This window comes from Streptomyces sp. NPDC059256 (assembly GCF_042753785.1).
Lineage (GTDB): Bacteria > Actinomycetota > Actinomycetes > Streptomycetales > Streptomycetaceae > Streptomyces.
Window position 1 is genome coordinate 270,398 of record NZ_JBHYZO010000008.1, and the last position, 25,708, is coordinate 296,105.

21 protein-coding genes are annotated in these 25,708 nt (G+C 68.9%); 15 read left to right on the forward strand and 6 right to left on the reverse strand.

Annotated elements, in window-relative coordinates:
- The first annotated feature begins 113 nt into the window (after positions 1-113).
- The 8 genes from ACFXJL_RS20465 (at position 114) to pssA (ending at position 9,217) form a co-directional block, all read left to right on the forward strand.
- Positions 114-1,025 carry a TetR family transcriptional regulator gene (locus tag ACFXJL_RS20465; protein ID WP_384694336.1) on the forward strand — a complete coding sequence of 304 codons (912 nt, stop codon included), beginning with the start codon at positions 114-116 and terminating at the stop codon, positions 1,023-1,025.
- 424 nt (positions 1,026-1,449) lie between these two features.
- Entirely contained in the window at positions 1,450-2,787 is a 1,338-nt protein-coding gene (ccrA, locus tag ACFXJL_RS20470; RefSeq protein ID WP_358877964.1) for a crotonyl-CoA carboxylase/reductase, read from the forward strand.
- A gap of 8 nt (positions 2,788-2,795) precedes the next feature.
- Positions 2,796-4,838 (forward strand): protein meaA, encoded by a 2,043-nt coding sequence (locus ACFXJL_RS20475; protein ID WP_384694339.1) that lies wholly within the window; start codon positions 2,796-2,798, stop codon positions 4,836-4,838.
- Complete coding sequence (locus ACFXJL_RS20480) at positions 4,835-5,800, forward strand: CoA ester lyase (protein WP_358877862.1); 966 nt, start codon at positions 4,835-4,837, stop codon at positions 5,798-5,800. The genes ACFXJL_RS20475 and ACFXJL_RS20480 overlap by 4 nt, the downstream gene beginning before the upstream one ends.
- 4 nt (positions 5,801-5,804) lie before the next feature.
- Complete coding sequence (locus ACFXJL_RS20485; RefSeq protein WP_358877863.1) at positions 5,805-6,350, forward strand: MaoC family dehydratase; 546 nt, start codon at positions 5,805-5,807, stop codon at positions 6,348-6,350.
- A gap of 4 nt (positions 6,351-6,354) precedes the next feature.
- Positions 6,355-7,560 carry an acyl-CoA dehydrogenase family protein gene (locus ACFXJL_RS20490; RefSeq protein WP_358877864.1) on the forward strand — a complete coding sequence of 402 codons (1,206 nt, stop codon included), beginning with the start codon at positions 6,355-6,357 and terminating at the stop codon, positions 7,558-7,560.
- 168 nt (positions 7,561-7,728) lie between these two features.
- On the forward strand, positions 7,729-8,376 hold the full coding sequence (locus tag ACFXJL_RS20495; protein ID WP_358877865.1) for a phosphatidylserine decarboxylase: 648 nt from the start codon (positions 7,729-7,731) through the stop codon (positions 8,374-8,376).
- Positions 8,363-9,217, forward strand: a complete 855-nt coding sequence (gene pssA, locus ACFXJL_RS20500; protein ID WP_329024810.1) for a CDP-diacylglycerol--serine O-phosphatidyltransferase — start codon at positions 8,363-8,365, stop codon at positions 9,215-9,217. Before ACFXJL_RS20495 ends, pssA begins: the two co-directional genes overlap by 14 nt.
- Positions 9,218-9,328: 111 nt before the next feature.
- Here the strand turns inward: pssA and ACFXJL_RS20505 are convergent, their stop codons facing one another.
- A complete protein-coding gene (locus tag ACFXJL_RS20505; protein WP_384694345.1) occupies positions 9,329-10,447 on the reverse strand; it encodes a glycerate kinase in 1,119 nt (372 codons plus the stop codon).
- 206 nt (positions 10,448-10,653) lie between these two features.
- Here ACFXJL_RS20505 and ACFXJL_RS20510 point away from each other — a divergent pair, with 206 nt between their 5' ends.
- Positions 10,654-11,373, forward strand: coding sequence for a Sir2 family NAD-dependent protein deacetylase (locus tag ACFXJL_RS20510; RefSeq protein ID WP_358877867.1), 720 nt, complete (start codon positions 10,654-10,656; stop codon positions 11,371-11,373).
- Between the two features lie 64 nt (positions 11,374-11,437).
- Here the strand turns inward: ACFXJL_RS20510 and ACFXJL_RS20515 are convergent, their stop codons facing one another.
- Entirely contained in the window at positions 11,438-11,932 is a 495-nt protein-coding gene (locus tag ACFXJL_RS20515) for a methylated-DNA--[protein]-cysteine S-methyltransferase (RefSeq protein ID WP_358877868.1), read from the reverse strand.
- A 58-nt stretch (positions 11,933-11,990) separates the two neighbouring features.
- The gene (locus ACFXJL_RS20520; RefSeq protein ID WP_384694350.1) at positions 11,991-13,472 is read right to left on the reverse strand and encodes a DNA-3-methyladenine glycosylase 2 family protein; all 1,482 of its coding nucleotides are present in this window, start codon (positions 13,470-13,472) and stop codon (positions 11,991-11,993) included.
- A gap of 221 nt (positions 13,473-13,693) precedes the next feature.
- Here ACFXJL_RS20520 and ACFXJL_RS20525 point away from each other — a divergent pair, with 221 nt between their 5' ends.
- Together ACFXJL_RS20525 and ACFXJL_RS20530 are read left to right on the forward strand one after the other, a co-directional pair.
- A complete protein-coding gene (locus ACFXJL_RS20525) occupies positions 13,694-14,320 on the forward strand; it encodes a TetR family transcriptional regulator (RefSeq protein WP_358877870.1) in 627 nt (208 codons plus the stop codon).
- 53 nt (positions 14,321-14,373) lie between these two features.
- Positions 14,374-16,521: a HelD family protein gene (locus tag ACFXJL_RS20530; RefSeq protein ID WP_384694353.1), complete on the forward strand. Its 2,148-nt coding sequence runs from the start codon at positions 14,374-14,376 to the stop codon at positions 16,519-16,521.
- Between the two features lie 15 nt (positions 16,522-16,536).
- On the opposite strand, the gene ACFXJL_RS20535 is transcribed toward ACFXJL_RS20530, so the two are convergent.
- From ACFXJL_RS20535 to ACFXJL_RS20545, 3 genes are all read right to left on the reverse strand, one after another.
- The gene (locus tag ACFXJL_RS20535; RefSeq protein WP_384694356.1) at positions 16,537-17,961 is read right to left on the reverse strand and encodes a phytoene desaturase family protein; all 1,425 of its coding nucleotides are present in this window, start codon (positions 17,959-17,961) and stop codon (positions 16,537-16,539) included.
- Positions 17,962-18,185: 224 nt separating this feature from the next.
- A complete protein-coding gene (locus tag ACFXJL_RS20540) occupies positions 18,186-19,010 on the reverse strand; it encodes an inositol monophosphatase family protein (protein ID WP_384638606.1) in 825 nt (274 codons plus the stop codon).
- Positions 19,011-20,429: 1,419 nt separating this feature from the next.
- Entirely contained in the window at positions 20,430-20,963 is a 534-nt protein-coding gene (locus ACFXJL_RS20545; RefSeq protein ID WP_358877874.1) for a SigE family RNA polymerase sigma factor, read from the reverse strand.
- 306 nt (positions 20,964-21,269) lie between these two features.
- Between ACFXJL_RS20545 and ACFXJL_RS20550 the strand changes: the two genes are divergently transcribed.
- Genes ACFXJL_RS20550 through ACFXJL_RS20565 form a run of 4 tightly spaced genes read left to right on the forward strand, consistent with a single transcriptional unit; the run spans position 21,270 to position 25,681 of the window.
- Entirely contained in the window at positions 21,270-22,625 is a 1,356-nt protein-coding gene (locus ACFXJL_RS20550) for a YcaO-like family protein (protein WP_384694359.1), read from the forward strand.
- Between the two features lie 10 nt (positions 22,626-22,635).
- A complete protein-coding gene (locus ACFXJL_RS20555) occupies positions 22,636-23,265 on the forward strand; it encodes a TOMM precursor leader peptide-binding protein (protein WP_358877876.1) in 630 nt (209 codons plus the stop codon).
- Positions 23,262-24,929 (forward strand): hypothetical protein, encoded by a 1,668-nt coding sequence (locus ACFXJL_RS20560; protein ID WP_358877877.1) that lies wholly within the window; start codon positions 23,262-23,264, stop codon positions 24,927-24,929. The genes ACFXJL_RS20555 and ACFXJL_RS20560 overlap by 4 nt, the downstream gene beginning before the upstream one ends.
- The gene (locus ACFXJL_RS20565) at positions 24,926-25,681 is read left to right on the forward strand and encodes a nitroreductase family protein (RefSeq protein WP_384694363.1); all 756 of its coding nucleotides are present in this window, start codon (positions 24,926-24,928) and stop codon (positions 25,679-25,681) included. Before ACFXJL_RS20560 ends, ACFXJL_RS20565 begins: the two co-directional genes overlap by 4 nt.
- The last annotated feature ends 27 nt before the right edge of the window (positions 25,682-25,708 follow it).

Here is a 25,708-nt window from a genome sequence, read left to right on the forward strand (position 1 = left end):
GGCCCTTTCACCCGCCGCCCGGCACACAGCCACCGGCGGCCTCCGCGAGTCCTTCGCGGGGGCCCGCCGAGGGCGTCCGCACCGGCCTCCCGAAGGCGCGCCCTCCTGCGCGGATGCAGTACGTTCGGGGCATGCCCCAGCCCTCCGACCCCAGCCGTCGGTCACCCCGTCCGAAGTCCGCCGCAGACGCTCCCGAAAGTGCCGCGGGCAACCGCGCTGCCGCCCAGCGGCTCAAGATGCGTCGAGAACTGGCGACCGCGGCCATGGAACTGTTCGCGACCAAGGGGTACGAGGCGACCACGGTCGATGAGATCGCCGCTGCGGCGGGAGTCGCCCGGCGCACATTCTTCCGGCACTTCCGATCCAAGGAAGAAGCCATCTTCCCGGACCACGACGACACCCTGGTGCGGGCCGAGGCGGTACTGAACGCGGCGCCGGCGCACGAGCACCCGTTGGACACCGTGTGCCAGGGAATCAAGGAAGTCATGCGGATGTACGCGGCATCGCCCGCCGTCTCCGTGGAGCGCTATCGACTGACCCGCGAGGTGCCCACCCTGCGGGAGCGGGAGATCGCCTCGGTGGCCCGCTACGAGCGGTTGTTCACGCGCTATCTTCTGGGCCACTTCGACGAGCGGGACCACCACGACGGCAATGACGATCCCCTGCTGGCCGAGGTCGCAGCCTCGGCGGTCGTCACCGCGCACAACCATGTGCTGCGCCGTTGGCTGCGCGCGGGCGGCGAGGGCGATGTGGAAGCACAACTCGACCACGCCTTCGCCATCGTCCGGGAGACGTTCGGCTCGGGGATAGGAGCCGGGCGGGCCAAGGTCGGCGAGCCGGGGGCGGACACCGCCGCGGACCCGGCTTCGGAGACGCACGCGCAGCGAGGTGCCACTGCCCAGGGCGGGGCGTCCGCCGTGGTGACCGGCCAGGACAAGGTGCTGGTGGCCGTGGCCAGGACCGATGCCCCGCTGGACGATGTGATGCGCACCATCGAGCGCGCTCTCCTGAAGCATCGGAGCTGATCCGCGGCCCGTACGGGCGCTGACCCACCCGGCGACCAGTGCGTCGCCCATGACCTTCCGGACACACAGCAGGGGCCATCCCACCAGGGGTGGCCCCTGCTGTTGCTCATTCGTGTCGCCGGGATGACACTTGAGAGAAATTAGTGGCACGCAGTGTCTTGTCACTTGGCACACCGTGCCATAGCGTGAAGAACGTCCGGGCGGCCGGCGTGCAGAGACCTTTCGTACGCCGGCTGTCCCAGCAAGCCATCGAGCTAGCGCCCGGACGCCTGCGTCACAGGCTCCCGCCGCGCCCACCCGCGCTGCCCCAGGCACCACCCGCCGAACCGACGGCACACCTCCACAGCAGAACGCCCTCAATTCCGCATTCCGCGGGGCATCTCCCCCCTGGACTTCCCCGATGCGCTTGGCCGGAGGCAACACCGTGAAGGAAATCCTGGACGCGATCCAGTCGGCGGACACCACGCCGGCCGACTTCGCCGCGCTGCCCGTGCCCGAGTCCTACCGCGCGGTGACCGTGCGCAAGGACGAGACCGAGATGTTCGCCGGATTGGCGACCAAGGACAAGGACCCCCGCAAGTCGCTCCACCTCGACGAGGTGCCGGTGCCCGAACTGGGCCCGGGCGAGGCGCTGGTCGCCGTGATGGCCTCGTCGGTGAACTACAACTCGGTCTGGACGTCGATCTTCGAACCACTGGCGACCTTCGCCTTCCTGGAGCGGTACGGAAGGCTCTCGGAGCTGACGCGACGGCACGACCTGCCGTACCACGTCATCGGCTCCGACCTCGCGGGTGTGGTGCTGCGCACCGGGCCCGGGGTGAACGCCTGGCGGCCGGGTGATGAGGTCGTGGCCCACTGTCTCTCCGTTGAGTTGGAGTCGTCGGACGGGCACAACGACACCATGCTCGATCCCGAACAGCGCATCTGGGGCTTCGAGACCAACTTCGGCGGTCTCGCCGAACTCGCCCTGGTCAAGTCGAACCAGCTGATGCCGAAGCCCGCGCATCTCAGTTGGGAGGAGGCCGCGGCTCCCGGTCTGGTGAACTCCACCGCGTACCGGCAGTTGGTCTCCCGCAACGGCGCCGGCATGAAGCAGGGCGACAACGTGTTGATCTGGGGCGCCAGCGGTGGACTCGGCTCGTACGCCACACAGTTCGCCCTCGCCGGCGGCGCCACCCCCATCTGTGTGGTCTCCAGCGATCAGAAGGCCGAGATCTGCCGGGCCATGGGCGCGGACGCCATCATCGACCGCACCGCCGAGGACTACCGGTTCTGGCGGGACGAGCACCACCAGGACCCACGGGAGTGGAAGCGGTTCGGCCAGCGCATCCGTGAACTGACCGGCGGCGAGGACGTCGACATCGTCTTCGAGCACCCCGGCCGGGAGACCTTCGGCGCCTCCGTCTACGTCACCCGCAAGGGCGGCACCATCGTCACCTGCGCCTCGACGTCGGGCTACACCCACGAGTACGACAACCGCTACCTCTGGATGTCCCTCAAGCGGATCATCGGCTCCCACTTCGCCAACTACCGCGAAGCCTGGGAAGCCAACCGACTGGTGGCCAAGGGCAAGATCCACCCCACGCTCTCCCGCGTCTACTCCCTGGAGGAGACCGGACAGGCCGCCTACGATGTGCACCGCAATCTTCACCAGGGCAAGGTCGGCGTCCTCGCCCTCGCCCCCCGCGAAGGTCTCGGAGTCCGCGACCATCAACTGCGCGCCGAGCACCTCGACGCCATCAACCGCTTCCGCAACGTCTGAGGTCGCTGATGACCGATCGTCGCAAGGACCGGCCATGGCTGATGCGCACCTACGCCGGCCACTCCACCGCAGAAGCATCCAACGAGCTCTACCGGCGCAACCTCGCCAAGGGACAGACCGGCCTCTCGGTCGCCTTCGACCTGCCCACGCAGACCGGATACGACCCGGACCACGTCCTGGCCCGCGGCGAGGTGGGACGCGTCGGAGTGCCCGTCTCCCATCTGGGGGACATGCGGCGGCTCTTCCACGACATCCCGCTCCAGCAGATGAACACCTCGATGACCATCAACGCCACCGCCATGTGGCTGCTGGCCCTCTACCAGGTGGTCGCGGAGGAGCAGGGCGCGGAGGTCACCGGGCTCCAGGGGACCACGCAGAACGACATCGTGAAGGAGTACCTGTCCCGTGGGACGCATGTCTTCCCACCGGGCCCCTCGCTCCGGCTGACCACCGACATGATCACGTACGCGGTGGCCAACATTCCCAAGTGGAACCCCATCAACATCTGTAGCTACCACCTCCAGGAGGCGGGGGCCACTCCCGTCCAGGAGGTCTCCTACGCCCTGTCCACGGCCATCGCCGTACTGGACGCGGTCAGGGACTCCGGACAGGTCGCGCCGGAGCAGTTCGGCGACGTGGTCGCCCGCATCTCGTTCTTCGTGAACGCGGGCGTGCGGTTCATCGAGGAGATGTGCAAGATGCGGGCCTTCTCCCGCCTCTGGAACCGCGTCACCCAGGAGCGCTACGGGATCGAGAACGCCAAACAGCGCCGCTTCCGCTACGGCGTCCAGGTCAACTCGCTGGGCCTGACCGAGGCGCAGCCGGAGAACAACGTGCAGCGCATCGTCCTGGAGATGCTCGCCGTGACCCTCTCCAAGGACGCACGGGCCCGTGCGGTGCAACTCCCCGCCTGGAACGAGGCGCTGGGCCTGCCGCGCCCCTGGGACCAACAGTGGTCGCTGCGCATCCAGCAGGTGCTGGCTCACGAGTCCGACCTCCTGGAGTACGAGGACATCTTCGCCGGTTCGCACGTCATCGAGGCGAAGGTGGCCGAACTGGAGGAGGCGTGCTCCACCGAGATCGACCGCATCCAGCAGATGGGCGGTGTGATGGCGGCCGTGGAGTCGGGCTACCTCAAGTCGCAACTCGTCGCCTCGCACTCCGAGCGCCGGGCGAGGATCGAGGCCGGCGAAGAGAAGATCGTCGGCGTCAACATCTTCGAGTCCACCGAGGACAATCCGCTCACCGCCGATCTCGATGCCGCGATCATGACGGTCGACCCGGCGAACGAAGCACGCGTCGTCACCGCGCTCCACGCCTGGCGCACCGAACGCGACGAACCCCGGGCCAGCGCGGCCGTGACCGCGTTGAAGAAGGTCGCGGCGGGGACGGACAATCTGATGCCGGCCACCGTGGAATGCGCCCGGGCCGGTGTCACCACCGGGGAGTGGGCAGGGGCCCTGCGCGAGGTGTTCGGGGAGTTCCGGGCGCCGACCGGGGTGGCGGGAGCCCCCCTCGCGGTGGCGGGGGAGTTGGGACCCGCCCTGTCGGCCGTACGCGAGAAGGTGGCCCTGACCGCCGGTGAACTGGGGGTGGGGCGGCTGCGACTGCTGGTCGGCAAACCCGGTCTGGACGGACACTCCAACGGCGCCGAGCAGATCGCGGTGCGGGCCCGTGACGCCGGCTTCGAAGTGATCTACCAGGGAATTCGTCTCACGCCCGAGCACATCGTGTCCGCCGCCCTGGCGGAGGACGTGCACTGCGTGGGGCTGTCGATCCTGTCCGGATCGCACACCGAGTTGGTGCCCGATGTGCTGGCGCGCCTGCGCGCCGCGGGCGCCACGACCCCGGGGCCTGGCGGACCGGGAGACACTCCGATTCCAGTGATCGTCGGCGGGATCATCCCGCAGGCGGACGCGGTCGCCCTCAAGGCGGCGGGAGTGGCCGCGGTCTTCACACCGAAGGACTTCGGCATCACGGAGATCATCGGCCGTATCGTCGCTGTGATCCGAAAAGCGAACAAGCTCGACCCTCTGGAGGTTTCCGCATGACCCGGTCCGTGAACCGTCTGCGTCCGCGTCGTTCGTGCCTGGCGGTGCCCGGCTCCAACCCGCGCTTCCTGGAGAAGGCCCAGGGGCTCGCGGCAGACCAGGTCTTCCTTGACCTGGAGGACGCCTGTGCTCCCCTGGCCAAGCCGGAGGCGCGCCACACCATCGTGAAGTTCCTCAACGAGGGCGACTGGACCGGCAAGACCCGGGTGGTACGGGTCAACGACTGGACCACCGAGTGGACGTACCGCGATGTGGTGACCGTCGTCGAGGGCGCGGGCCAGAACCTGGACTGCATCATGCTGCCCAAGGTGCAGGACGCCCAGCAGGTCGTCGCGCTCGACCTCCTGCTCACGCAGATCGAGAAGACCATGGGCCTGGACGTCGGCCGGATCGGTATCGAGGCGCAGATCGAGAACGCCAAGGGCCTGGTGAACGTGGACGCCATCGCCGCCGCGTCCCCGCGCATCGAGACGATCATCTTCGGCCCCGCCGACTTCATGGCATCGATCAACATGAAGTCCCTGGTGGTCGGTGAACAACCGCCCGGCTATCCCGCGGACGCCTACCACTACATCCTGATGCGCATTCTGATGGCCGCCAGGACCCACGACCTCCAGGCGATCGACGGCCCCTACCTCCAGATCAAGAACGTGGACGGCTTCCGCGAAGTGGCGGGGCGCGCCGCCGCACTGGGCTTCGACGGCAAGTGGGTGCTCCACCCCGGTCAGGTCGAAGCGGCCAACGAGGTCTTCTCGCCGTCGCAGGAGGACTTCGACCACGCCGAACTGATCCTGGACGCCTACGACCACTACACCTCGGAGGCGGGCGGTCGGAAGGGCTCCGCGATGCTCGGTGACGAGATGATCGACGAGGCGAGCCGGAAGATGGCCCTGGTGATCTCCGGTAAGGGCCGCGCCGCCGGGCTGAGCCGCACCTCCGTGTTCGAAGCTCCGGAGGGATGAGCCCATGCAGTTCGGCCGGACCTACGAAGAGTTCACTGTCGGCGATGTGTACAAGCACTGGCCCGGGAAGACGGTCACCGAGTACGACGACCACCTGTTCTGTCTTCTCACGATGAACCACCACCCGCTCCACCTCGACGCCCACTACGCCGAGAACTCCACCGATTTCGGGAAGAACGTCGTCGTGGGGAACTACGTCTACTCGCTGCTGTTGGGCATGTCCGTGCCTGATGTCTCGGGGAAGGCGATCGCCAATCTGGAGGTCGAGTCACTACGGCATGTGGCCCCCACCTTCCACGGGGACACGATCTACGGCGAGACGACCGTCCTCGGCAAGACGCCGTCGAAGTCCAAGTCGGACCGCGGGATCGTTTCGGTGGAGACCCGCGGCCACAAGCAGGACGGCACCCTCGTGTGCGTCTTCCGACGCAAGGTGATGGTCCCCACCGAGGCGTACGTCAAGGAGCGCGGCGGGGAGCAGCCCGGCCGTCCCGTGCCCCTCTCCCCCATCGACAAGCCCGCGGCCACCGCCGAGAAGACGGAGAAGTGACGCCATGAGCCGACTCGCCCAGACGCACGGGCTCACCGACGTCCAGGAAGAGATCCTGGCGACGGTCCGTGACTTCGTCGACAAGGAGATCCTTCCCGTCGCGACGGAGTTGGAGCACCGGGACGAGTACCCGCAGCAGATCGTCGAGGGGTTGAAGGACCTGGGCCTGTTCGGCCTGACGATTCCCGAGGAGTACGGCGGTCTGGGCGAGTCGCTGCTCACGTACGCCCTGTGCGTGGAGGAGATCGCCCGGGGCTGGATGTCGGTGTCGGGGATCATCAACACCCACTTCATCGTGGCGTACATGCTCAAGCAGCACGGCACGGAGGAGCAGAAGGCGACCTTCCTGCCACGGATGGCGTTGGGCGAGGTGCGCGGTGCGTTCTCCATGTCGGAACCCGCGCTCGGCTCGGATGTGTCGGCCATCACGTCGAAGGCGGTGCGGGACGGCGACGACTATCTGCTGACCGGCCAGAAGATGTGGCTGACCAACGGTGGCACGTCATCCCTGGTGGCCGTTTTGGTGCGCAGTGACGAAGGACACCCGGCCACCGCGGCGCCGCACAAGTCGATGACGACCTTCCTGGTGGAGAAGGAGCCCGGGTTCGGCGAGGTCCGTCCGGGGCTGACGATCCCGGGGAAGATCGACAAGATGGGGTACAAGGGCGTCGACACCACCGAGATGATCATGGACGGGCTGCGCCTGCCTGCGGATCGCGTGTTGGGAGGGGCCACCGGCCGGGGTTTCTACCAGATGATGGACGGGGTCGAGGTGGGCCGGGTCAATGTTGCAGCGCGTGGTTGCGGGGTCGCCCAGCGCGCCTTCGAGCTGGGGATCTCCTACGCACAACAGCGGCACACCTTCGGCAAGCCGATCGCCCAGCACCAGGCGATTCAGTTCAAGCTGGCCGAAATGGCCACCAAGGTCGAAGCGGCCCATGCGATGATGGTGAATGCAGCACGCAAAAAGGACTCTGGGGAACGAAACGACCTAGAGGCCGGAATGGCGAAGTACCTCGCCTCGGAGTACTGCAAGGAAGTCGTCGAGGACGCCTTCCGCATCCACGGCGGGTACGGCTTCTCCAAGGAGTACGAGATCGAGCGCCTCTACCGTGAGGCGCCCATGTTGCTCATCGGTGAAGGCACCGCTGAGATTCAAAAAATGATCATTGGCCGTCGACTGCTTGAGGAGTACCGATTCCAGGGGTAATTGTCGCTTTTGGGTTGATTCGTTCGCAAACAAGATCACACCTGATCAACACGTTTCGATCGTCGACTCGGCTGCTGGCTTTCCCAGTTGCGGCTCGCAACCGATAGCATCGACGGAAAGCCGCCATCCCCGTTGCCAGCGCGGCCTCATCCGCTACGAAGGTCATCCATGCCCCACAGCCAAACCTCTGCACCTCGCGGCCGTGTCCGCCTCGCACGCGGAGCATCGCCGTGGCTTCTGCCGACCGTCGCCACCGCCGCACTCAGCCTGGCCCGTGCGCGCCACTCCCGGCGCGCCGCCGCCATCGCCGTGCCCACCACCGCGCTTGCGGCGGGGATGCTGTGGTTCTTCCGCGACCCCGAGCGTGAGATCACCCAGGGAAGGGTCATCTCACCCGCCGACGGTGTGGTGCAGAGCATCATGCCGTGGAAGGACGGCCGCACCCGCGTCGCGATCTTCATGAGCCCGCTCAACGTTCATGTCAACCGCGCGCCGCTGGCCGGAACGGTGACATCCGTCGAGCACATCCCCGGCGGCTTCGTCCCCGCGTTCAACAAGGAGAGCGAGAACAACGAACGCGTTGTCTGGCACTTCGACACCGAACTCGGCGACATCGAGATGGTGCAGATCGCGGGGGCCGTGGCCCGTCGCATCGTGCCGTACGTGCCCCAGGGCACCAAGGTCGAGCAAGGCGATCGGATCGGTCTGATCCGCTTCGGGTCACGCGTCGACATCTACCTTCCCGAAGGTGTCGACGTCGCGGTCGAAGTCGGGCAGACCACGACCGCGGGGGTGACTCGCATTGACCGTGATTGATCCAGAGACACAGGCCGGCTGGGTCGCCGAGGCGGAGGACGAGGACGACGCGGAGGAGATGCCGCTCTCACTGCGGCTCTCGATAGCGGACACCCTCACACTCGGCAATGCGACCTGCGGATTCATGGCGGTGTACTTCACCACCACCGGAATCCTGATCCCGCATCTCACCGGCAGCCAGGAATCGGGCATGGCGCGGCACAGTGCCGCGACCGCCGTGATCCTGATGCTGCTGGCCGCGATCTTCGACCTCTTCGACGGACTGGTGGCTCGCAAGCTGCGCAGCTCGCCGATGGGCGCGGAGCTGGACAACCTCTCCGATCTGATCAGCTTCGGTCTGGCCCCGGCCTACTTCGTGCTGGTGTACGGCATGGTCGCGGAGGACGCGCATCCACAGGTCTCGGCGGTGGCCGCGATCGTGGTGCTCCTGGCGGTGGTGCTGCGGCTTGCGCGGTTCTCGTGCGTGACGATGAAGGACGGCATGTTCCAGGGGATGCCCAGTCCCTTCGGTGCGCTCACCGTCGTCTCCATCGTCCTGCTGGAGCTTCCGTTCATTCCGACGCTGCTCGCGATCATCGGTACGGCGTGGCTGATGGTGAGCCGGGTCGAGTACCCGAAGCCGCGAGGAGTCCTCGCGGTGGCGATGCTCGGCTGGATAGTGTCCGCGATGGGCTTGCTGGCCGCATGGGCCTTCGATGCACCGGGCGGACACCTGCTGCTCCAGACGGGCTGTGCGCTCCAGGTGGTGCTCGGTGCGGTGATACCGCTCTTCGCCACCGCACGGCGGGTCAACACCTTCCGTGACAATCGCCGCGAGGCACGGGCGGCACAGCACCTCTAGTACGTACTGCACAGTGGGTGAGGGCCCGGACACCAGGTGTCCGGGCCCTCACTCATGTCCGGGGCACCCGTTGTGCCGACCGCAGCACCCGCTTGCTGGGGGCGCCGGGGCTCAGCCCAGCAGGTCCCGCGCCAGCGTCGCGGCCACTTCCTCAAGGAGCGGGCCGGCCTCATGCATCGACCGCGCCGCGTCGGGCTCGCGCTCCAGCAGGGAGTACGCCCGCTGAATGCCCAGCCCGGCCAGTTCCTCCGTGGTCAGCTCCAGCCGACCGCACACGGCGACCACCGGGACGCCCTTGCCGCGTGCAGCCGCAGCCACCCCTGCCGGTGCCTTGCCCTGGAGGGTCTGCGCATCCAGGGCACCTTCGCCCGTGATCACCAGCGTCGCTCGGGACAGGGCCCGGTCGAAGCCGACCACATCGAGAACCACCTCGATGCCCGGCCTGACCCGCGCCCCGAGCGCGGTCAGAGCCGCATAGCCGACGCCGCCCGCCGCGCCCGCACCGGGCGTGTCCACCGCCGCGGGCCCGAGCAGGGACGCATAGTGCGCCAGGCCCGCATCCAGGGCCGCGATCTGCTCGGGAGTGGCTCCCTTCTGGGGGCCATAGACGTATGCGGCCCCCTGGGGGCCGGTCAGCGGGTTCGCCACATCGCTGGCGAGGATCAGTTCGGCCGCCAGGACTCTGGGGTCGAGATCATGGAGGTCGACATCGGCCAAGGTGCCCAGCGCTCCACCACCCGGCCCAGGTGGAGTACCGTCCCGGGTGCGAAAGCGGGCGCCGAGTGCCGTGAGCATGCCGATGCCGCCGTCGGTGGTGGCGCTGCCGCCCACCCCGAGGACGATCCGGACCGCACCCGCGTCCACGGCGGCCCGGAGGAGCTCCCCGGTACCGAAGGTCGTCGCCGTCATCGGAGCACGGACCCCGGCGGGGAGTCGCTGGAGGCCCGACGCCTGTGCCATCTCCAGGACCGCTGTGCCCTCCCGCAGGGCGTAGCTCGCCATCACCGGATCGCCGAGCGGACCGCAGACCCGTGCGTGGTGCGGGACGAATCCGGCTGCGATCGTGGCGGCGACGGTGCCTTCGCCACCGTCGGCAACGGGCAGCGCCTCGACGATGAGGTCCGGAAGGACTCGCCGCAGCCCCGTCGCCACGCGTTCGGCGACCTCCACCGCGGTGAGCGAGCCCTTGAACTTGTCCGCCGCGACGAGCACCCATGGTGGTCGAACCACCGCACCGATCGTCACTTCGCATCCCTTGCCGTTGCCCAGGAAGCCGCGTCGCAGCCGACCCTATCCGGCGCCCGGTGGCTCCTCCCGGCACCGCGGAACCCGGTGTCGGGCCTGGAGTGCGGCGGGCCGTGGGATCGCCGCACTCCGGGTGCAACAGGGGACGAAATGGGCTCGCGGGGCCCCGGGGCGCTGCGTACGCTCGCCGCATGACTCTCGTGGCCATCTTCAGCGGTGCCGGCATATCCACGGACTCCGGCATCCCGGACTACCGCGGACCTGGCGGGCTGTGGCGGCGCGATCCCGAGGCCCAGAAGCTCGTCACGTACGACGCGTACATGGCGGACCCCGACGTGCGTCGGCGCTCCTGGCTGATGCGCCGCGACAGCAGCACCTGGCGGGCGGAGCCGAATGCGGCGCACCGGGCGGTGGCCCGGCTGGAGGAGCGTTCGGGACACGCCGTACGGGTGATCACCCAGAATGTCGACGGCCTCCACCAGCAGGCGGGTACGCCCGAGCGGAAGGTGCTGGAGCTGCACGGTTCGGCGCACACCGTCGTCTGCACCCGTTGTGCGGCCCGTTCGACGATGGCGGAGGCGTTGGAGCGGGTGGCCGCCGGTGAGGAGGACCCTGCTTGCCCCGCCTGTGGTGGGATCCTGAAGTCCGCGACGGTGATGTTCGGTCAGCACCTCGACCCGTCGGTGTTGGCCGCGGCCATGAGCATCGCCAAGGCCAGTGAGGTGTTCATCGCGGTCGGCAGCACGCTCCAGGTACAACCGGCGGCCTCCCTGGTCGGGTTGGCGGCCGAGCACGGAGCCCGACTGTGGATCGTGAACGCGGAACCGACGCCGTACGACGCCTGGGCGCACGAGGTGATCCGCGAGCCGATCGGGACCTCGCTCCCCCGGCTCCTGGAGCAATTCGACTGACGGCAGGGGACGGGTTCAAGGATGCGGGCCCCTGAGGTGCCCGCATCCGGTTGCCGGCCCTGTCCTAGAAGAGGGAGTCCTCCGGGGGTCCCGATTCGAACTCCAGCAGTTGTTGCTTGCGTCCGAGCCCGCCGCCGTACCCGGTGAGGTTCCCGGAGGAACCGATGACCCGATGGCAGGGCACGATGATCCCGACCGGGTTCTTCCCGTTGGCGAGGCCGACGGCCCGGGAGGCGTTGGCGTTGCCCAACTCCTGGGCCAGTTCGCCGTAGGTGCGCGTCTGTCCATAGGGGATCGCCAACAGTCGCTGCCAGACGCTGCGTTGGAAGGGCGTTCCGTCGAGGTGCATCGGCAGGTCGAACTCGGTGAGTTCCCGGGCGAAGTACGCCTCCAACTGCCGGACGGCCTCGGTGAAGGGTGCGGCGTCCGGATCGCCGAAGGTCTCCTGAGCGGGCCGGTGGCGTTGCTCGGTCATGTACAGGCCGCTCAGCACGCCGTCGGTCGCCACCAGGGTCAGCGGACCATAGGGACTGTCGATGGTCGTGTGCGCTCTGGTCATGGTGCTTTCCTCGTCTTCCGCGGTCGTTCCGTCTCCCCCGGTCGTGCGGTCTCGCGCCTCAAGCCGGGAGGTGGTTGATGGGGTGGTCGTCGGTGGCCCAGAGGTACTGGACGGCGTACGCCCGCCAGGGTCGCCAGGCCGCCGCATGGGCGGTGAGGGCGGCCGGGGTGGCGGGCAGGCCGAGGTCGGCTGCCGCTCGGCGCAGGCCGAGGTCGCCGGGGAGGAAGGCGTCCGGATCGCCGAGGGCGCGCATGGCGATCACTTCGACCGTCCAGGGGCCGAAGCCAGGCAGTGCGAAGAGTCTCGCCCGGGCCTCGTCCCAGTCGCTGTCGAGGCCCAGGCGGAGCGAGCCGTCGGCCAGGGCGCCGACGAGGGTGGTGAGAGTGGTGCGCCGGCTCCGGGGCAACGCCAGGGCTTCGGGGTCGAGGCCGGCCAGGGCCGCGGGATTCGGGAAGAGATGGGTCAGTCCGCCTTCAGGGTCCTCGATCGGCTCGCCGTGGGCGGTGACCAGTCGGGCCGCATGGGTGCGGGCCGCCGCGGTGGACACCTGCTGACCGAGCACGGCCCGGACCGCGAACTCTGCCGCGTCCACGGTCCGCGGCACCCGTCGTCCAGGGGCCTTGTCGACGAGCGGGGCGAGCAGCGGGTCCGTACGCAGTTGGTCGTCGACGGCGACGGGATCGGCGTCGAGGTCCAGCAGCCAGCGGCAGCGGCTGATGGCGATCCGCAGATCGCGGGAGTCGGTGAGGGAGAGCCGGCAGGCGATGTGGTCGGGGCGGGGTGAGAGGGAGGCGATCCCCTGGCCGTGCGGTAGGCGCAGGGTGCGTCGATAGGCACCGTCCCGCCACTCCTCCACACCGGGGACCGCGGTGGCGGCGAGGTGTCCGAAGAGGTTGTCGGGGTTGAGGGGGGCGCGGAACGGCAGCCGTAGGGAGATCACTCCGGGGGTGCGGATGCCGCGATCATCGCCGGTGCGCCGGCTGGCACGGGTGCGCAGCTCTCCCGGGGTGAGGGCGAAGACCTCGCGCACGGTGTCGTTGAAGGAGCGGATGGAGGCGAATCCGGCGGCGAAGGCGACCTCGGCCATGGGGAGGGCGGTGGTCTCGATCAGCACCCGGGCGGTCTGGGCGCGCTGGGCCCGGGCGAGGGCGAGCGGGCCCGCGCCGAGTTCGGCGTTGAGTTGCCGTTCGATCTGGCGGGTGGAGTAGCCGAGCCGGGTCGCCAGTCCCGGGACGCCTTCGCGGTCCACCACTCCATCACCGATCAGCCGCATGGCGCGGGCGACGGTGTCGGCGCGGGCGTTCCATTCGGGCGAGCCGGGGCTGGTGTCGGGCCGGCACCGCTTGCAGGCGCGGAAGCCGGCCTGCTGACAGGCGGCGGCGCTGGGGTAGAAGGTCATGTTCTGGACCTTGGGCGGTACGGCGGGGCAGCTGGGACGGCAGTAGATCCGGGTGGTGAGCACGGCAGTGAAGAACCAGCCGTCGAAGCGGGCGTCCTTCGACTGGACGGCGCGTACGCAGCGCTCGGTGTCGGTGTGCATGACTCAAGCATCCGTCACGGGAAGGGCCGGCGGCTGGCGAGAAAACGACATGAACCTTCGACTGCCTGGGGTTGTGATGTGCGCGAGTGATGTGTGCAGCGGCCCGATGCGGTGACTGTCGTACACCCCGGCTGAGCGGGGCGTCGACCGAGGGGCACCCTAGCGGAGACGGTCCCCGTGCGGGCGCGGACCTGGTGATCCGGGGCGTACGCTCCTTGCCCATGGATGACACGGGCGGTCTTCGGGAGCGCAAGAAGCAGCAGATGTACCGGCGACTCTCGGACACCGCCATCACCCTCTTCGTCGAGCGGGGCTTTGAGCAGGTGACCGTCGCCGAAGTGGCGGCCCTGGTCGACGTGTCCAAACCGACCCTCTTTCGGTACTTCCCGACGAAGGAGGACCTGGTGTTGCACCGACTGGTCGACCACCAGGGGGAGGCGGCCCGGGTGGTGGCCGGCCGTGGCGCGGGCAGTTCGGTCCTGGAGGCGCTGCTGAGGCACTTCCTGACGGGGCTGGAGCGGCGGGATCCGGTGACCGGCCTGAACGATGAGGCCGAGGTGCTCGCCTTCCATCGGCTGCTCTACGGGACTCCTTCGCTGCTGGCGCGGCTCCACCTTCATGTGGAGCGTGACGAGAACGCGCTGGCCGCGGCTCTCGGTGGGGGGTCGGGCGGTGTCGGGCGGCTGCTGGCGGCGGGGCAGATCGTGGCGGTCCGCCGCATCCTGGCCCAGGAGAACTGGCGGCGGATTTCGGCGGGTGCGAGGGCGGACGACCTCTGGCCTGAGGCGGTGGCAGCGGCGGAGGCGGCGTTCGCCCAGTTGGAGAACGGCTTGGCCCATCTTGGGTGATCGTAAAATTTAACCAAGTTAAAAATCTTCCCGAGTTACATTATCCTGCCGGGATGACGCACCCCGACGCATCCGGCTGCCACGCGTTCGAAGCCCTTCACGCACCCGACGCACGCGAAGCACCCAAAGCACTCGACGCACTCGACGCACTCGACCGGGAACGCGCCCACCACAACCGATGCCGCGCCGCGCTCACCGCCATGACTGATGACGCCAACCAGCAGGTGGTCATCGGCGAGAACGCATCGGCCTCCGGCGCGGACGCCGAGGTGCTGGGCTACCAACTGCGCACCCGGGCCAAGGAGTTGCGGGCGATCCCGCCCGGTCCGCTGTTCTTCGGGCGCCTCGACTTCACCCCGGAAACCACCGCGACGGCCGAACACGCAGGCCAGAGCTATCACATCGGCCGGCTGCGCATCGCCCCGCAGCCCGGCGAACCACCACTGGTCCTGGACTGGCGCGCCCCCGTCTCCCGCGCCTTCTACCAGGCCGGTCCGCAGGACCCCCAAGGCATCGCCGTCCGCAGGCGGTTCGGTTGGCGTCCCGGCAGTGCGGGGGACTCCACCGATCTGACCGGTTGGGAGGACGAGCACCTGCTCGCCGGTGACACCCACGCGAGCACCCTGCTCACCGAGGAGATCGAGCGCCCGCGGATCGGGCCGATGCGGGACATCGCCGCCACCATCCAGCCCGAGCAGGACCACCTGGTGCGGCAGGAACTCGGCGCGTCCCTGTGCGTACAGGGCGCGCCCGGCACCGGGAAGACCGCCGTGGGGCTACACCGCGCCGCCTATCTCCTCTACACCCACCCCCAACGCATCCAGCGCAGCGGGATGCTCGTCCTCGGCCCCCACCCCGTCTTCCTCGACCATGTCCGCGAGGTGCTGCCTGCGCTCGGCGAACACGACGTGCGGCACTCCACCCTGAAGGACGAGATCACCCGCCGTCCGGTGGGTGCACAGGACCGCGAAGAGACGGCGGTCGTCAAGCACGACATTCGCATGGCCGGCGTCCTGCGGCGCGCGCTGTACGCCCGGGTGCGGCCCGAGCGCGCCGAGGGCCTGGTGGTGAAGGACGGCTCCGCGCGCTGGCGCGTCGCGCCGGAGGAGGTTCAGCACTGCGTCCGAGTGACCCTGTCCGAGGAACTGCCCTACGCCGTGGGGCGGGAGCGGGTACGGACCAGACTGGTTGACCTCGTCCAGCAGCAGGCCGAGCGGCGGGCCGGGCCCCGCCCTTCCGGCTGGGTGCAGAAGACGACCAGGTCACGTGCCCTGACCGCGCTCCTGGACACGGTCTGGCCCAAGGTCTCGCCCGAGGTGGTGCTGACCGAACTACTCGGCCGGCGGGCAGTGCTGGAGCGCGCGGCCGACAACCTCCTGAGCAAGGACCAACAAGAGGCGCTCCGCTGGGCGCACCCCGAGGGGACGATCGCGTCGGGACGCTGGACCGAGGCGGACGCGGTACTCCTCGATGAACTCGCGGGCTTGATCGAGCACCCTCGGGGCTATGGGCACATCGTGGTCGACGAGGCACAGGACCTGTCGCCCATGGAGTGCCGGGCCATCGCCCGCCGCTGTGCCTTCGGCTCGCTCACCGTGCTCGGAGACCTGGCGCAGGGCACCACGCCATGGGCTGCCCGCAACTGGAGCGACACACTGGCCCATCTCGGGCGACCGCAAGCCCCGGTCGTGGTGCTGAACACCGGATTCCGGGTCCCCCGGGGAGTCGCGGAACTCGCGAACGGCCTGCTGAAGAAGCTCGATGCGGCCGTGCCGCCCATGCGCTCACTACGACGGGACGGTGAAGTGCGGATCGAGCGGGCCGACCCCACCACCGACGCGACCGGCACCGCAGCCACCATGGCCGCGGTCGTCGGTGCCGTACGGGCCGCGCTCCTCCGGGAGGGCTCGATCGCCGTGATCGCGGCGGACGCCCAGGTGCGCTCGGTGCACCAGGCGCTCAGCGCTGCCGGGGTAGCCGTACCGCAACCGGGTGCGGGGCAGGAGCGCGTGAGCCTGCTCCCGGCGTCCGCGGTCAAGGGACTGGAGTTCGACCATGTGGTCGTGGTCGAACCGGCGGCCATCGCCCGGGCTGAGCACCGCGGTCTCCCACGGCTCTACGTGGTGCTGACCCGCGCGGTTTCACGACTCCACATCGTGCACAGCCAGCCGCTGCCCTGGGCGCTTCCCGATCCGAGCTGAGTGCCGGTGCCGGTGTCAGCGGCGCGGGGCACGGCGCAGTGCCCGCCACACCGCTTTGGCCGCGTTGTGACCGGACATTCCATGGACACCCGGCCCGGGCCAGGCCGCCGACGAGCACAGGAACACCGCCGGATGACGGGTCGCATAGGGAAAGAGCGTGGGTCCCGGACGCAGCAGCAGTCCCAGACCGCCCGTGGTGCCGCACGCGATGTCACCGCCGACATAGTTGGCGTTGCGTGCGGCGAGTTGCGGCGGTCCGGCCGTGGCCCGGGCCAGTACCCGATCGCGGAACCCCGGTGCAAAACGCTCGATCTGCCGCTCGACGGCATCCGTGAGGTCCCCCTCCCAGCCGTGGGGGACGTGTCCGTACGCCCAGAACACCTGCCGGCCCGCCGGAGCACGGGATGGATCGACCAGACTGGGCTGGGCGGTGATCAGAAACGGTTTACGGGGTGGGGTGCCGGTCACGGCCTGGTTCAGCGCCGCGCCGATCTCGGCGCTGGACGGGCCGATCTGTACGGTGCCCGCACGGCGCGCATCCGGTGCCGTCCACGGCACCGGCCCGTCCAGGGCGTAGTCGATCTTGAAGGCACCCGCGCCGTAGCGGTACCGGTCGAAGGCACGACCCAGCCCGGCGATGCGTGCGAGTGCCGTGGGTGAGGTGTCGAAGACATAGGCCCGGGCGGGCGGGAGATCATCGAGCCGCTTGACCTCGAAGCCGGTGTGCACCGCACCCCCGAGGTCTTCAAGGTAGGCGGTGAGCGCATCGGAGATGGATTGCGAGCCTCCCCTCGGCAACGGCCAACCCTTGTCGTGCGCTGCGAGGGCGAACAACAGGCCCACCCCGCTCGTGGCCACTCCGTTCAGCGGGGCGATGACATGCGCCACCAGACCCGCGATCAGCGCCCGCGCGCGGTCGTCCTGGAAGCGGCGCATCAGCAGGGTGGAGGGGGTCAGACCCACGCTCCCGAAGCGGGCCAGTTGCCAGGGGTGACGCGGCAGTGTGGTCAGCGGCAGTGCCATGAAGTCCTGGGACAGCGTGTCCCAACGCCCCAGGAAGGGGGCCATCAGCCGGCGGTAGGTTCCTGCGTCACGAGGTCCGAAGGACGCGGCGGTCTCGGCGACCGAACGGGAGAGCACCGCCGCGGTGCCATCGTCGAAAGGATGCGCCATCGGCAGTTCGGGGTGCAGCCACTCCAGGCCGTAGCGCGCGAGCGGCATGCGTCGAAAGGCCGGGGACCCGATGCCGAGCGGATGCACCGCCGAACACGGGTCGTGGCGGAAACCGGGCAGGGTCAGCTCTTCGGTGCGGGCACCACCCCCGACGGTGTCCCGCGCTTCGAAGACCTCGACGGAGAATCCTCGGCGGGCCAGTTCGACGGCGGCGGTCAGTCCGTTGGGGCCCGCCCCCACGACCACGGCATCGAGCATCGACGGCACGTTCGGGCTCCTTCGTCAGACGACGGCAGGCAACCAGGATATTCCGCCGGGTGTCAACGGGTGGGGACCGGTGGTGCGGACGACTGCCCACGTCGGCACGGACCGTGAGTGCCGACCCGGGTGCCGAACCCCGGAAGGGCGGCGCAGCCGGGGGCAGGCAGTGTCTGCACCACTGGCCGGCCGCGCCGATCCTTCCTGGAGTGACCTGGCGCGCCGCCTCCGTGCTATCCGGAGGCCAGCAGGGCGCGGATCCGCTCCGCAACCGCTGCGGTACGTGCGGCAGTGAACGGCAGGACGTTGGATCCGCCGATCCGGAACCTCTCCCCCGCCAGGGTCAGATGCGCTCCCTGCGCCTCCTCCACCAGCAGTAGCCCGGCAGCGTGGTCCCACGCCTGCTCCCAGGAGAACGCCACCGCGTCGAGGTCTCCCCGGGCCACGGCCAAGTACTCCAGTCCGGCCGACCCACAAGGGCGCGCGGCGACCCCTTCGGTGTCCAGACCGAGGAGCGCCCGCTTCTGGGCTTCAGTGGTGTAGTCGGGGTGGGACATGGCCACCCGCAGCACGGCACCGGGCGCCGGCTCACCCGGAAGCAGGCGCACACCGTCCAACCACGCGCCCCTCCCCCGTACTGCGATCGCCATCTCCTCGCGTACCGGTGCATAGGTCCAGGAGGCGAACACCTCACCCTGCACGGCGAGGGCGACCAGGGTGCAGAACCCGGTCTCACCCCGGACGAACTGACGGGTCCCGTCCACCGGGTCGACGATCCACACGGGAGCGTCCCGCCCGAGGGCCTCGTACACCGAGGGGTCGGCGTGCACCGCTTCCTCACCGACGACGACCGAGCCGGGCAGGATAGCGGTGAGGGAGGCCGTCAGATGCTCTTCCGCCTTGCGGTCGGCGATCGTCACCAAGTCGTGCGGACCACTCTTCTCGACGATCTCGTGCGTGGCCAGCTGCCGGTAACGCGGCATGATCTCGGCAGCCGCAGCCTTGCGCATCGCCTCTTCGACAACGGACAGGTCCCCAGCGAGAAAGTCATCGATCATAGGACCAGCTAAGCACGGGCACCGGGACGGCCGACGCCGGGTCCGGTTCGAAGCGGCAGGTCGAGGCGACGGTACGGGCCCTCGGGTGTCGGCCCGGGAAATGCCCACCGGAGACGGGCCGTGCCTGGGGCCGCCTCCGCAGGCGTACGCCTTGGACAGGCCGGGGCGCTCACCAAGGACGCACTCAGGACTGGCGGGGTCGATCCCGAATGCGTCGTGGAACCGCGGCGTGGTCGCGGTCACACCCTTGCCGTGGTCGCGGTCACACCTTTGACGAACCGGACGACCTGCTGCGCCCGCCCGACCATTTCAACCCGGGCAGCCGTCAGCGCGACGGCCCGGCGCGACGGCCCGGCGCGGGCACGATCAGCCACGATCGGCACGAGGACGGCGATTTTCTCATTCCAAGCCTCATTCCAAGCCCTCCGGCGCCCGATTGGAAGCATCACGGATCTCCTGGAGGAGTTCCAGGTCGCTCAGTCGAGGAGGCGGAGCCGGGGCCGAACACAGGAGTGTGTGCAGGGCGTCGCGAAGCGATTCGGAAGCATCCCGGTCGCTTTCCGAAGTGTGATCTCGCCCGACTTCACTCATGACTCAGTCCCATGGAGATAGTGACGCAGACAGTTTGGCTCGACCAGCATATGCAGAACTCATTGAGCCTCACTGGAATCCTGGCAAGGTTCCCTTTGGATATCTTCTGGCAAATACCGCAGAGTTGATGCCGTACATACCCCACCAAGATTGCCGGGCTGCCAGATCTTTGGCAAGGGGCGTGGTCCGATCACAGCGGGAACCGGCGCCCAACCTGCAATTCCACATCACACGGGCGTGCCCGTCATCACCGTGGGAATCGGTGGAGTAAAACACGTGATCAAACCCATTCCGCCCGCTCTGGTCCGGTCGCCGCAGGGCAATGGACCCGTCCGTCGTCGTGATCGGTCGCCTTCGCACCCCGCCCGTCCTCTCGGCGGGCGATCGGACCCGCCCCGGTCGGGACCGTCGAGCTCACATGTGCAGACCGAGCTGCTGCGTCGAGCGTGGAAACGGTCGACGACGACACCGTGGTCGACTCCGCACGACCTCCCGACTGGACGATCCGTCGTACGCCAATGAGGGGAGTTCGGATGCCGAATGGTCGTTGACATGGCAAAGGGGAATCGATCGGGCGTACTCGAAACCCTTCACCTCCCCCGGCGCGAGTTGCGGTCAGCAGTGGCACGCGCCGGCGGGTGGACGACACACAGGGTGCACCGGGAGCACGCGGTCGGGGGCGTTACCGCTCGGGCTCCCTCTCATGGTGGGGAGCGGGAGGTCGCCGTCGACTCCGCCGAGGGTCAATCCGCTGCCGGCGCGCTTCGCCAGGTGGTGCAGGGAAGTTCAAGGGATGGGGGGCGTCGCCGGAGTGCGGAGACATCGAGTTCACACTGAGTCGTCCTCTCGCAGCGGGGCTCCGAGGCCACCGAGCCGGTCCCGCAGGATCCGGAGCGCTCGCGAGGTGGAACTTCGGACGGTCGAGGCGGAGCAGTCCATGATCCGCGCGACGTCGTCGATGCTGAGGTCCTCCCAGTAGCGTAAGTAAACGAGACTTCGCTGCCGAACGGAGAGTGCTGACAACGCCTTAAGGAGGACGAGCCTGTCCCCGACCCGCGTTGCGTCCTCCGGCTCGGGCACCGGTTCGGGCACCGAGTCCTGGAGCAGTTCGCGGGTCCAGCGGTGTCTTCGTCGTTCATCGATGAACAACCGCACCATCACCGTGCGGGTGTAGGTACACAGAGCGTCGTGGCGTTCCAGCCGCTCCCAGCTCCGATACAAGGCGATCAGCGTCTGCTGCACAAGATCGTCAGCGGCGAACCAGTCCCCCACCAGCACAAAGGCATTGCGTCTGAGTGTTGGGCGAGCCCCCACGACGTACCGTGCGAAGCCTTCCTCACGCGCCTCGTCCAATCCGTTCACCCCCGGTTGAAAAAATTCCTTCGTCTCAGCGAACAGCGTCCTGACCTGTCCAACACGTGTAGAGGTCTGGAGGCGATCGTAACGGTCGGAAATCCGGGCCCTCGCGGCGCCCAACGGAGTCAAACACGTCGCCTGCGCTCTCGCTAGTGGTCCCAAAGCAACATGTTTTGCAAATGTTCCAGCCATGGTGTGAAGCGGAGTTGCACCGTCCAGAACAAGGGATTTCCTGTTGCGGTCTCAACGGATGCGAATTGGAAGAGGTCTCGGCGACCCGGCCGGATTTCCGATCACCGAGGAGGGTGAGGAATGACGACACTCCAGTCGACGCCCCAGGGCGTCGCAGTCCCCGAGTCCCTGCGCCGGATCGGGCAGTTGGTGTCGCCGTACGGGCTGGTGTCCCGGCTCACCTGGCTGCCCGTCACCGAGGGGGAACCGGATTTCGCGGTCTACACGGGATCGCTCGGCAATCCCGGAGCCGTCTTCGCCACACAGACGGAGTGGAAGCACGAAGCCTCCTCCGGCAACTTCGACGGTGCCGGCGGCGCCCTCGACCGCGAGACGGCGGCGCACCTCGCGACCGCCGAATCGCTGGAACGGTACTCGTCCTGCGCCTGGTCGCCCGAGGACATGATCTGGGCGACGGCCGAAGAGCTCGGCGAGGACGCCATACCGCCCTGGGAGTGGCCGAACCTCTCGGCCACCGAACTGGCCGATCCCCGCTGCGGTCTGGTGCCCACCGACCCGCGGATGCCCCTGCGTTGGGTCGAGGGCTGGTCCTTCGCACGAGGCCGGAAGGTGTACGTACCGGCCGTCCTGGTCTATCTCAAGTGCACACCGGATTCGATCGCCGAACGCTTCGTGCACCCGGTCTCCACGGGGTGCGCGACCCACGCGGACCCGTTGGCAGCCGTGGCGAACGGATTGACGGAGGTCGTCGAACGGGACTCGATCGCCCTGACCTGGCTCCAGCGCCTACGGCTGCCCCGACTGGAGTTCGAACCCTCGGACCTCGCTCCCGAGCACCGGGCGTTCGTCGAACGCGCGGCCAACGAGAACATCCGCACCCTGCTCTTCGATGCCACCACGGACCTGGGCATTCCGGTCATCTACGGTGTACAACTCGCCGACCACGACGCCGATCTCGCCCAACTCGTCGTCGCCACCTGCGACACCGACCCGGGCAAGGCCATCGCCAAACTGCACCGCGAAGCCGCCTCGCTGCGCATCGCGCTCCGCTCCCACGCCAGCCGTCACACGAACCCGGACGACCAGAAGGACATCGTGAGTGTGATCGGCGGCGCACTCCTCGCGGGCAAGCCCGACAAGCGCGATCGGTTCGACTTCCTGCTGGAGGGCGATCGCCCGGTACGGCGCTTCGCCGATCTGCCGCGACCGCCGCAGGGTGCGCAGGAACTGCCCTGGCTGCTCCAGCGGTTGTCCCGGGCGGGCTGCGAAGCCGTGGTCGTCGACATCACGACCGACGAGGCCCGGCAGGTGGGGGCGACCGTCGTACGGGTCATGGTGCCGCAGTTGATGCCCCTCTCCTTCGCCCACCGGGCCCGCTACCTCGCTCATCCGCGGCTGTACGACGCCCCTCGCGCGATGGGGCACCCCGTGCACGACGAGGCAGGCATCAATCCCAATCCGCAGCCCTTCGCCTGAGGTGGGTGTCATGAACCGTCAACTCCTTCTTCTCGCCTCCGGGGCGTTCGGCAAGGACGTCGCACAACGCCTGCAACACGACCCGCAGCAGAACCAACACGACATCACCGTGCTGGAGATGGACAACGGAACCCATCCGAGCCTTTGGCCCCGCGCCGATCTGATCATGGTGGCCACCGCCCAGGAGCGGCCCCGGATCAACGAGGCCACGGACCGGGCCGCCTTCGCCTGGGGCACGCCCTGGTTCGGGGTCCACACCACGGCCACGGAGGTGTTGTGCGGCCCCGTGGTGATTCCCGGTCGCACGGCCTGCCACCAGTGCTATGACCGGCGCCGCAACCAGCACAAGCGGACCGAGCACCCCGCCGCGGACACCGGGGACCGCTATCCGAGCGGCTATCCGGTGCATCACGTGGGGGTGGCCGCCGCCTTCGCCCGGCAGGCGGTGGCGGAGGCGCTGCGTCCGGCCGAGGACGACGAGCCGATCGGCGGCACCGTACGGAAGTTCGACCAGATCACCGGCGCCACCAGCAGGGCCACCGTCACCGCGGTCAATCGATGTACGCGATGTCGTACCGCGGCCACGAGCGACGACCTGTGGGGTCGGCTCGCCGCGATCGACGAAGGGCGGACAGTGTGAACGACCGATCCATGATGACGGCCGAGACCGTGGGCTCCGCCGCACGGTTCGACCCACAGCTGCGCATTCCCCTTCGGCCGCGACTGCGCCGGGGCCTCGTGATCAGTACCGAGGCCGACCAGGTGGTCGTGACGGGCCCGCCCAAGAAGCAGCTCTTCCGCGGTAGGTCCGCCACCCAGATGCTGCCCCGGTTGCTCGACCTCCTCGACGGCGAACGCACCCACGACGTCCTCGCCACGGAACTCGGGTTACCCGAAGAGGTCGTGTTCAAGGCGCTCTCGCTGCTGTGGACCTGCGGTGTCATCGAGGAGGGCCCACCCCGGGACGCACTGCCGGAGGGGGCCACCGACATCGACGACCGCCTCGCCGACTATCTGTCCCGGGTGGGCAGCGCGACCGAGGTGAACCCCTGCTGGGAGCAGGCAGCCGCCCGGTTGCACCACGCCAGGCTCGAACTCTTCGGCGACCCGGCACTGTGTGGACTGCTGCGGGACGAACTCGCCGGTTCCCTGCCGGTCGCCGTGGGCACGGGCGATGCCCCCACCGAACGCGCGACCCTCGTGGTCTGGGCCGAAACCGGTGCCCGAACTCCGGACGGGACCGGTGCGGGCAGCGCCCGGCACACCCTGGCGGAGCACTGCTGGGACAAGGGCGTCCCGTTGCTGCGGCTGAGCGTGCACGGTCGGCGCGCCGCGCTCGGCCCCCTGGTCGACCCCAGCTCGACGCCGTGCCTCGACTGCCTCACCGCCGTCGACGAGCACGGCGACGACGACCGTGCACCGATCGACGGTGACCACCAGCTCGCCGCCTCGCTGTTCGCCCGCGATGTGTTCTCCGTGGTCTCCCGGACGACGCCCTCCCCGCTGCCGATGCGCTGGAGGTTGCTGGACCTCGAAACCCTCAGCCAGCGGGACACCTCATCCGCGACCCGGCCCGGTTGTCGACGCTGCTCCGTCTCCGAAGGGCCGCTGGTGGAACGCGCCGCACCGGCCACCCGATTCGAGGCTTCGGTCGCCATGCCACCGAAGGAGTTCGCCGACATCAAGGCGCACCAGATGCACTACAAGCCGTCGAATCTGGCGCTCCAGCGCGTCTCGCGGACCTGGCCGGTCGCTCCCGCCGTCGCACTGCCGACGCCCGAGCACAACCGGCTCGACGGCGGCCCGGGCCGGGCGGTGACGATCGCGCCCGGACTGGACACCCTGTCGCTGCTCCTGTCCGTCACCGCGGGCATCAAGGCCGACTACCCCGACAAGGTGGCCCGTTGGACGGCGAGCGGCGGCAACATCGGGTCGGTGACCGCGTACACGGTCGTCCGTGACGTCCCGGGCATCGAACCCGGCATCTACGGCTACGTCCCCGCCGAGCACCGGCTCGCCCGACTGTCCACCCGCTCGGACGCGGTCCCAGGTGACCAGCCGCTCAGCATCGTGTTGACCGGAGACTTCCCGAAGGTCGCCCGCAAGTACTCCGCCTTCGCGCTGCGGATCGTGCTGCTCGACAGCGGCTGTGCCCAGGCCACCGCCCGTGAGGCCGCCCATGTCCTCGGTGTCGGCTTCGCACTGCGTCCCCGCTGGGACGACGACGCCATCGCGGCGGCGCTCGGCATCAACCCCGACATGGAACCGATCACGGCCGTCATCGACCTGGGAGACGCCACATGAGCAGCCCGCACGACCTCGCTGCGGAACTCCTCACCGCCTTCAGGTCGCCGGCCCCCGGAGCGGGCACCGCCACCGCACCGCAGTCCACCCGGCCCGGACCCCAGCCGCCCGTACCGTTGGGTCCGCCGGTCCGCTTCGACGCCGGGCACCGGGACAGGGCACCCCTGCTCAGCGTGTTGCAGCACCGGCGCTCCATACGGTTCTTCGACCCCGGACAGATCGAAGCCTCACTCGTGGCCGATGTGGTCGCACGGGGCATCGAGGCTGACCGTCGGACCTGGCCGGAGGAGTCGGAGCAGTTACCGCTCCAGGTGAGCGTGGTGGCCTTCAGGCTCTCGGGTCTGGAGCCGGGGATGTACGGCCTCGACACCGTCGGTGACACGGCACGCTCCTACGTGCCGGTCGCACCGCTGCCGGAGGGCGAAGCCCTGCACAGCCTGACGGTGCAGCGGGAGTTCTGTGACGCTCCGGCCATCATCTCCTTCGCCGCGGACCTCGACCGCGCCAGTGACCTCTACGGTGCGCACGGCTACCGAACGTTGATGACCCGCACCTCGGCAGCCGCGTACACGATGTGGCTCGACGCCGTGGCCCTGGGTCTCGTCGGCACCGTCTTCGCGGGGTTCATCCCCGCCTCCGTACGACTGCCGCTGCGCAGTGACGGGGCCAGCCGGCATCAGCTCTTCGCCCTGGCCCTCGGTGGTGCACCCGTACCGCCCCCCATAGCTCCGGAGCCGACCGGCGACCGGTGATCCAAGCACCAAGGCAACAGAAGGAAG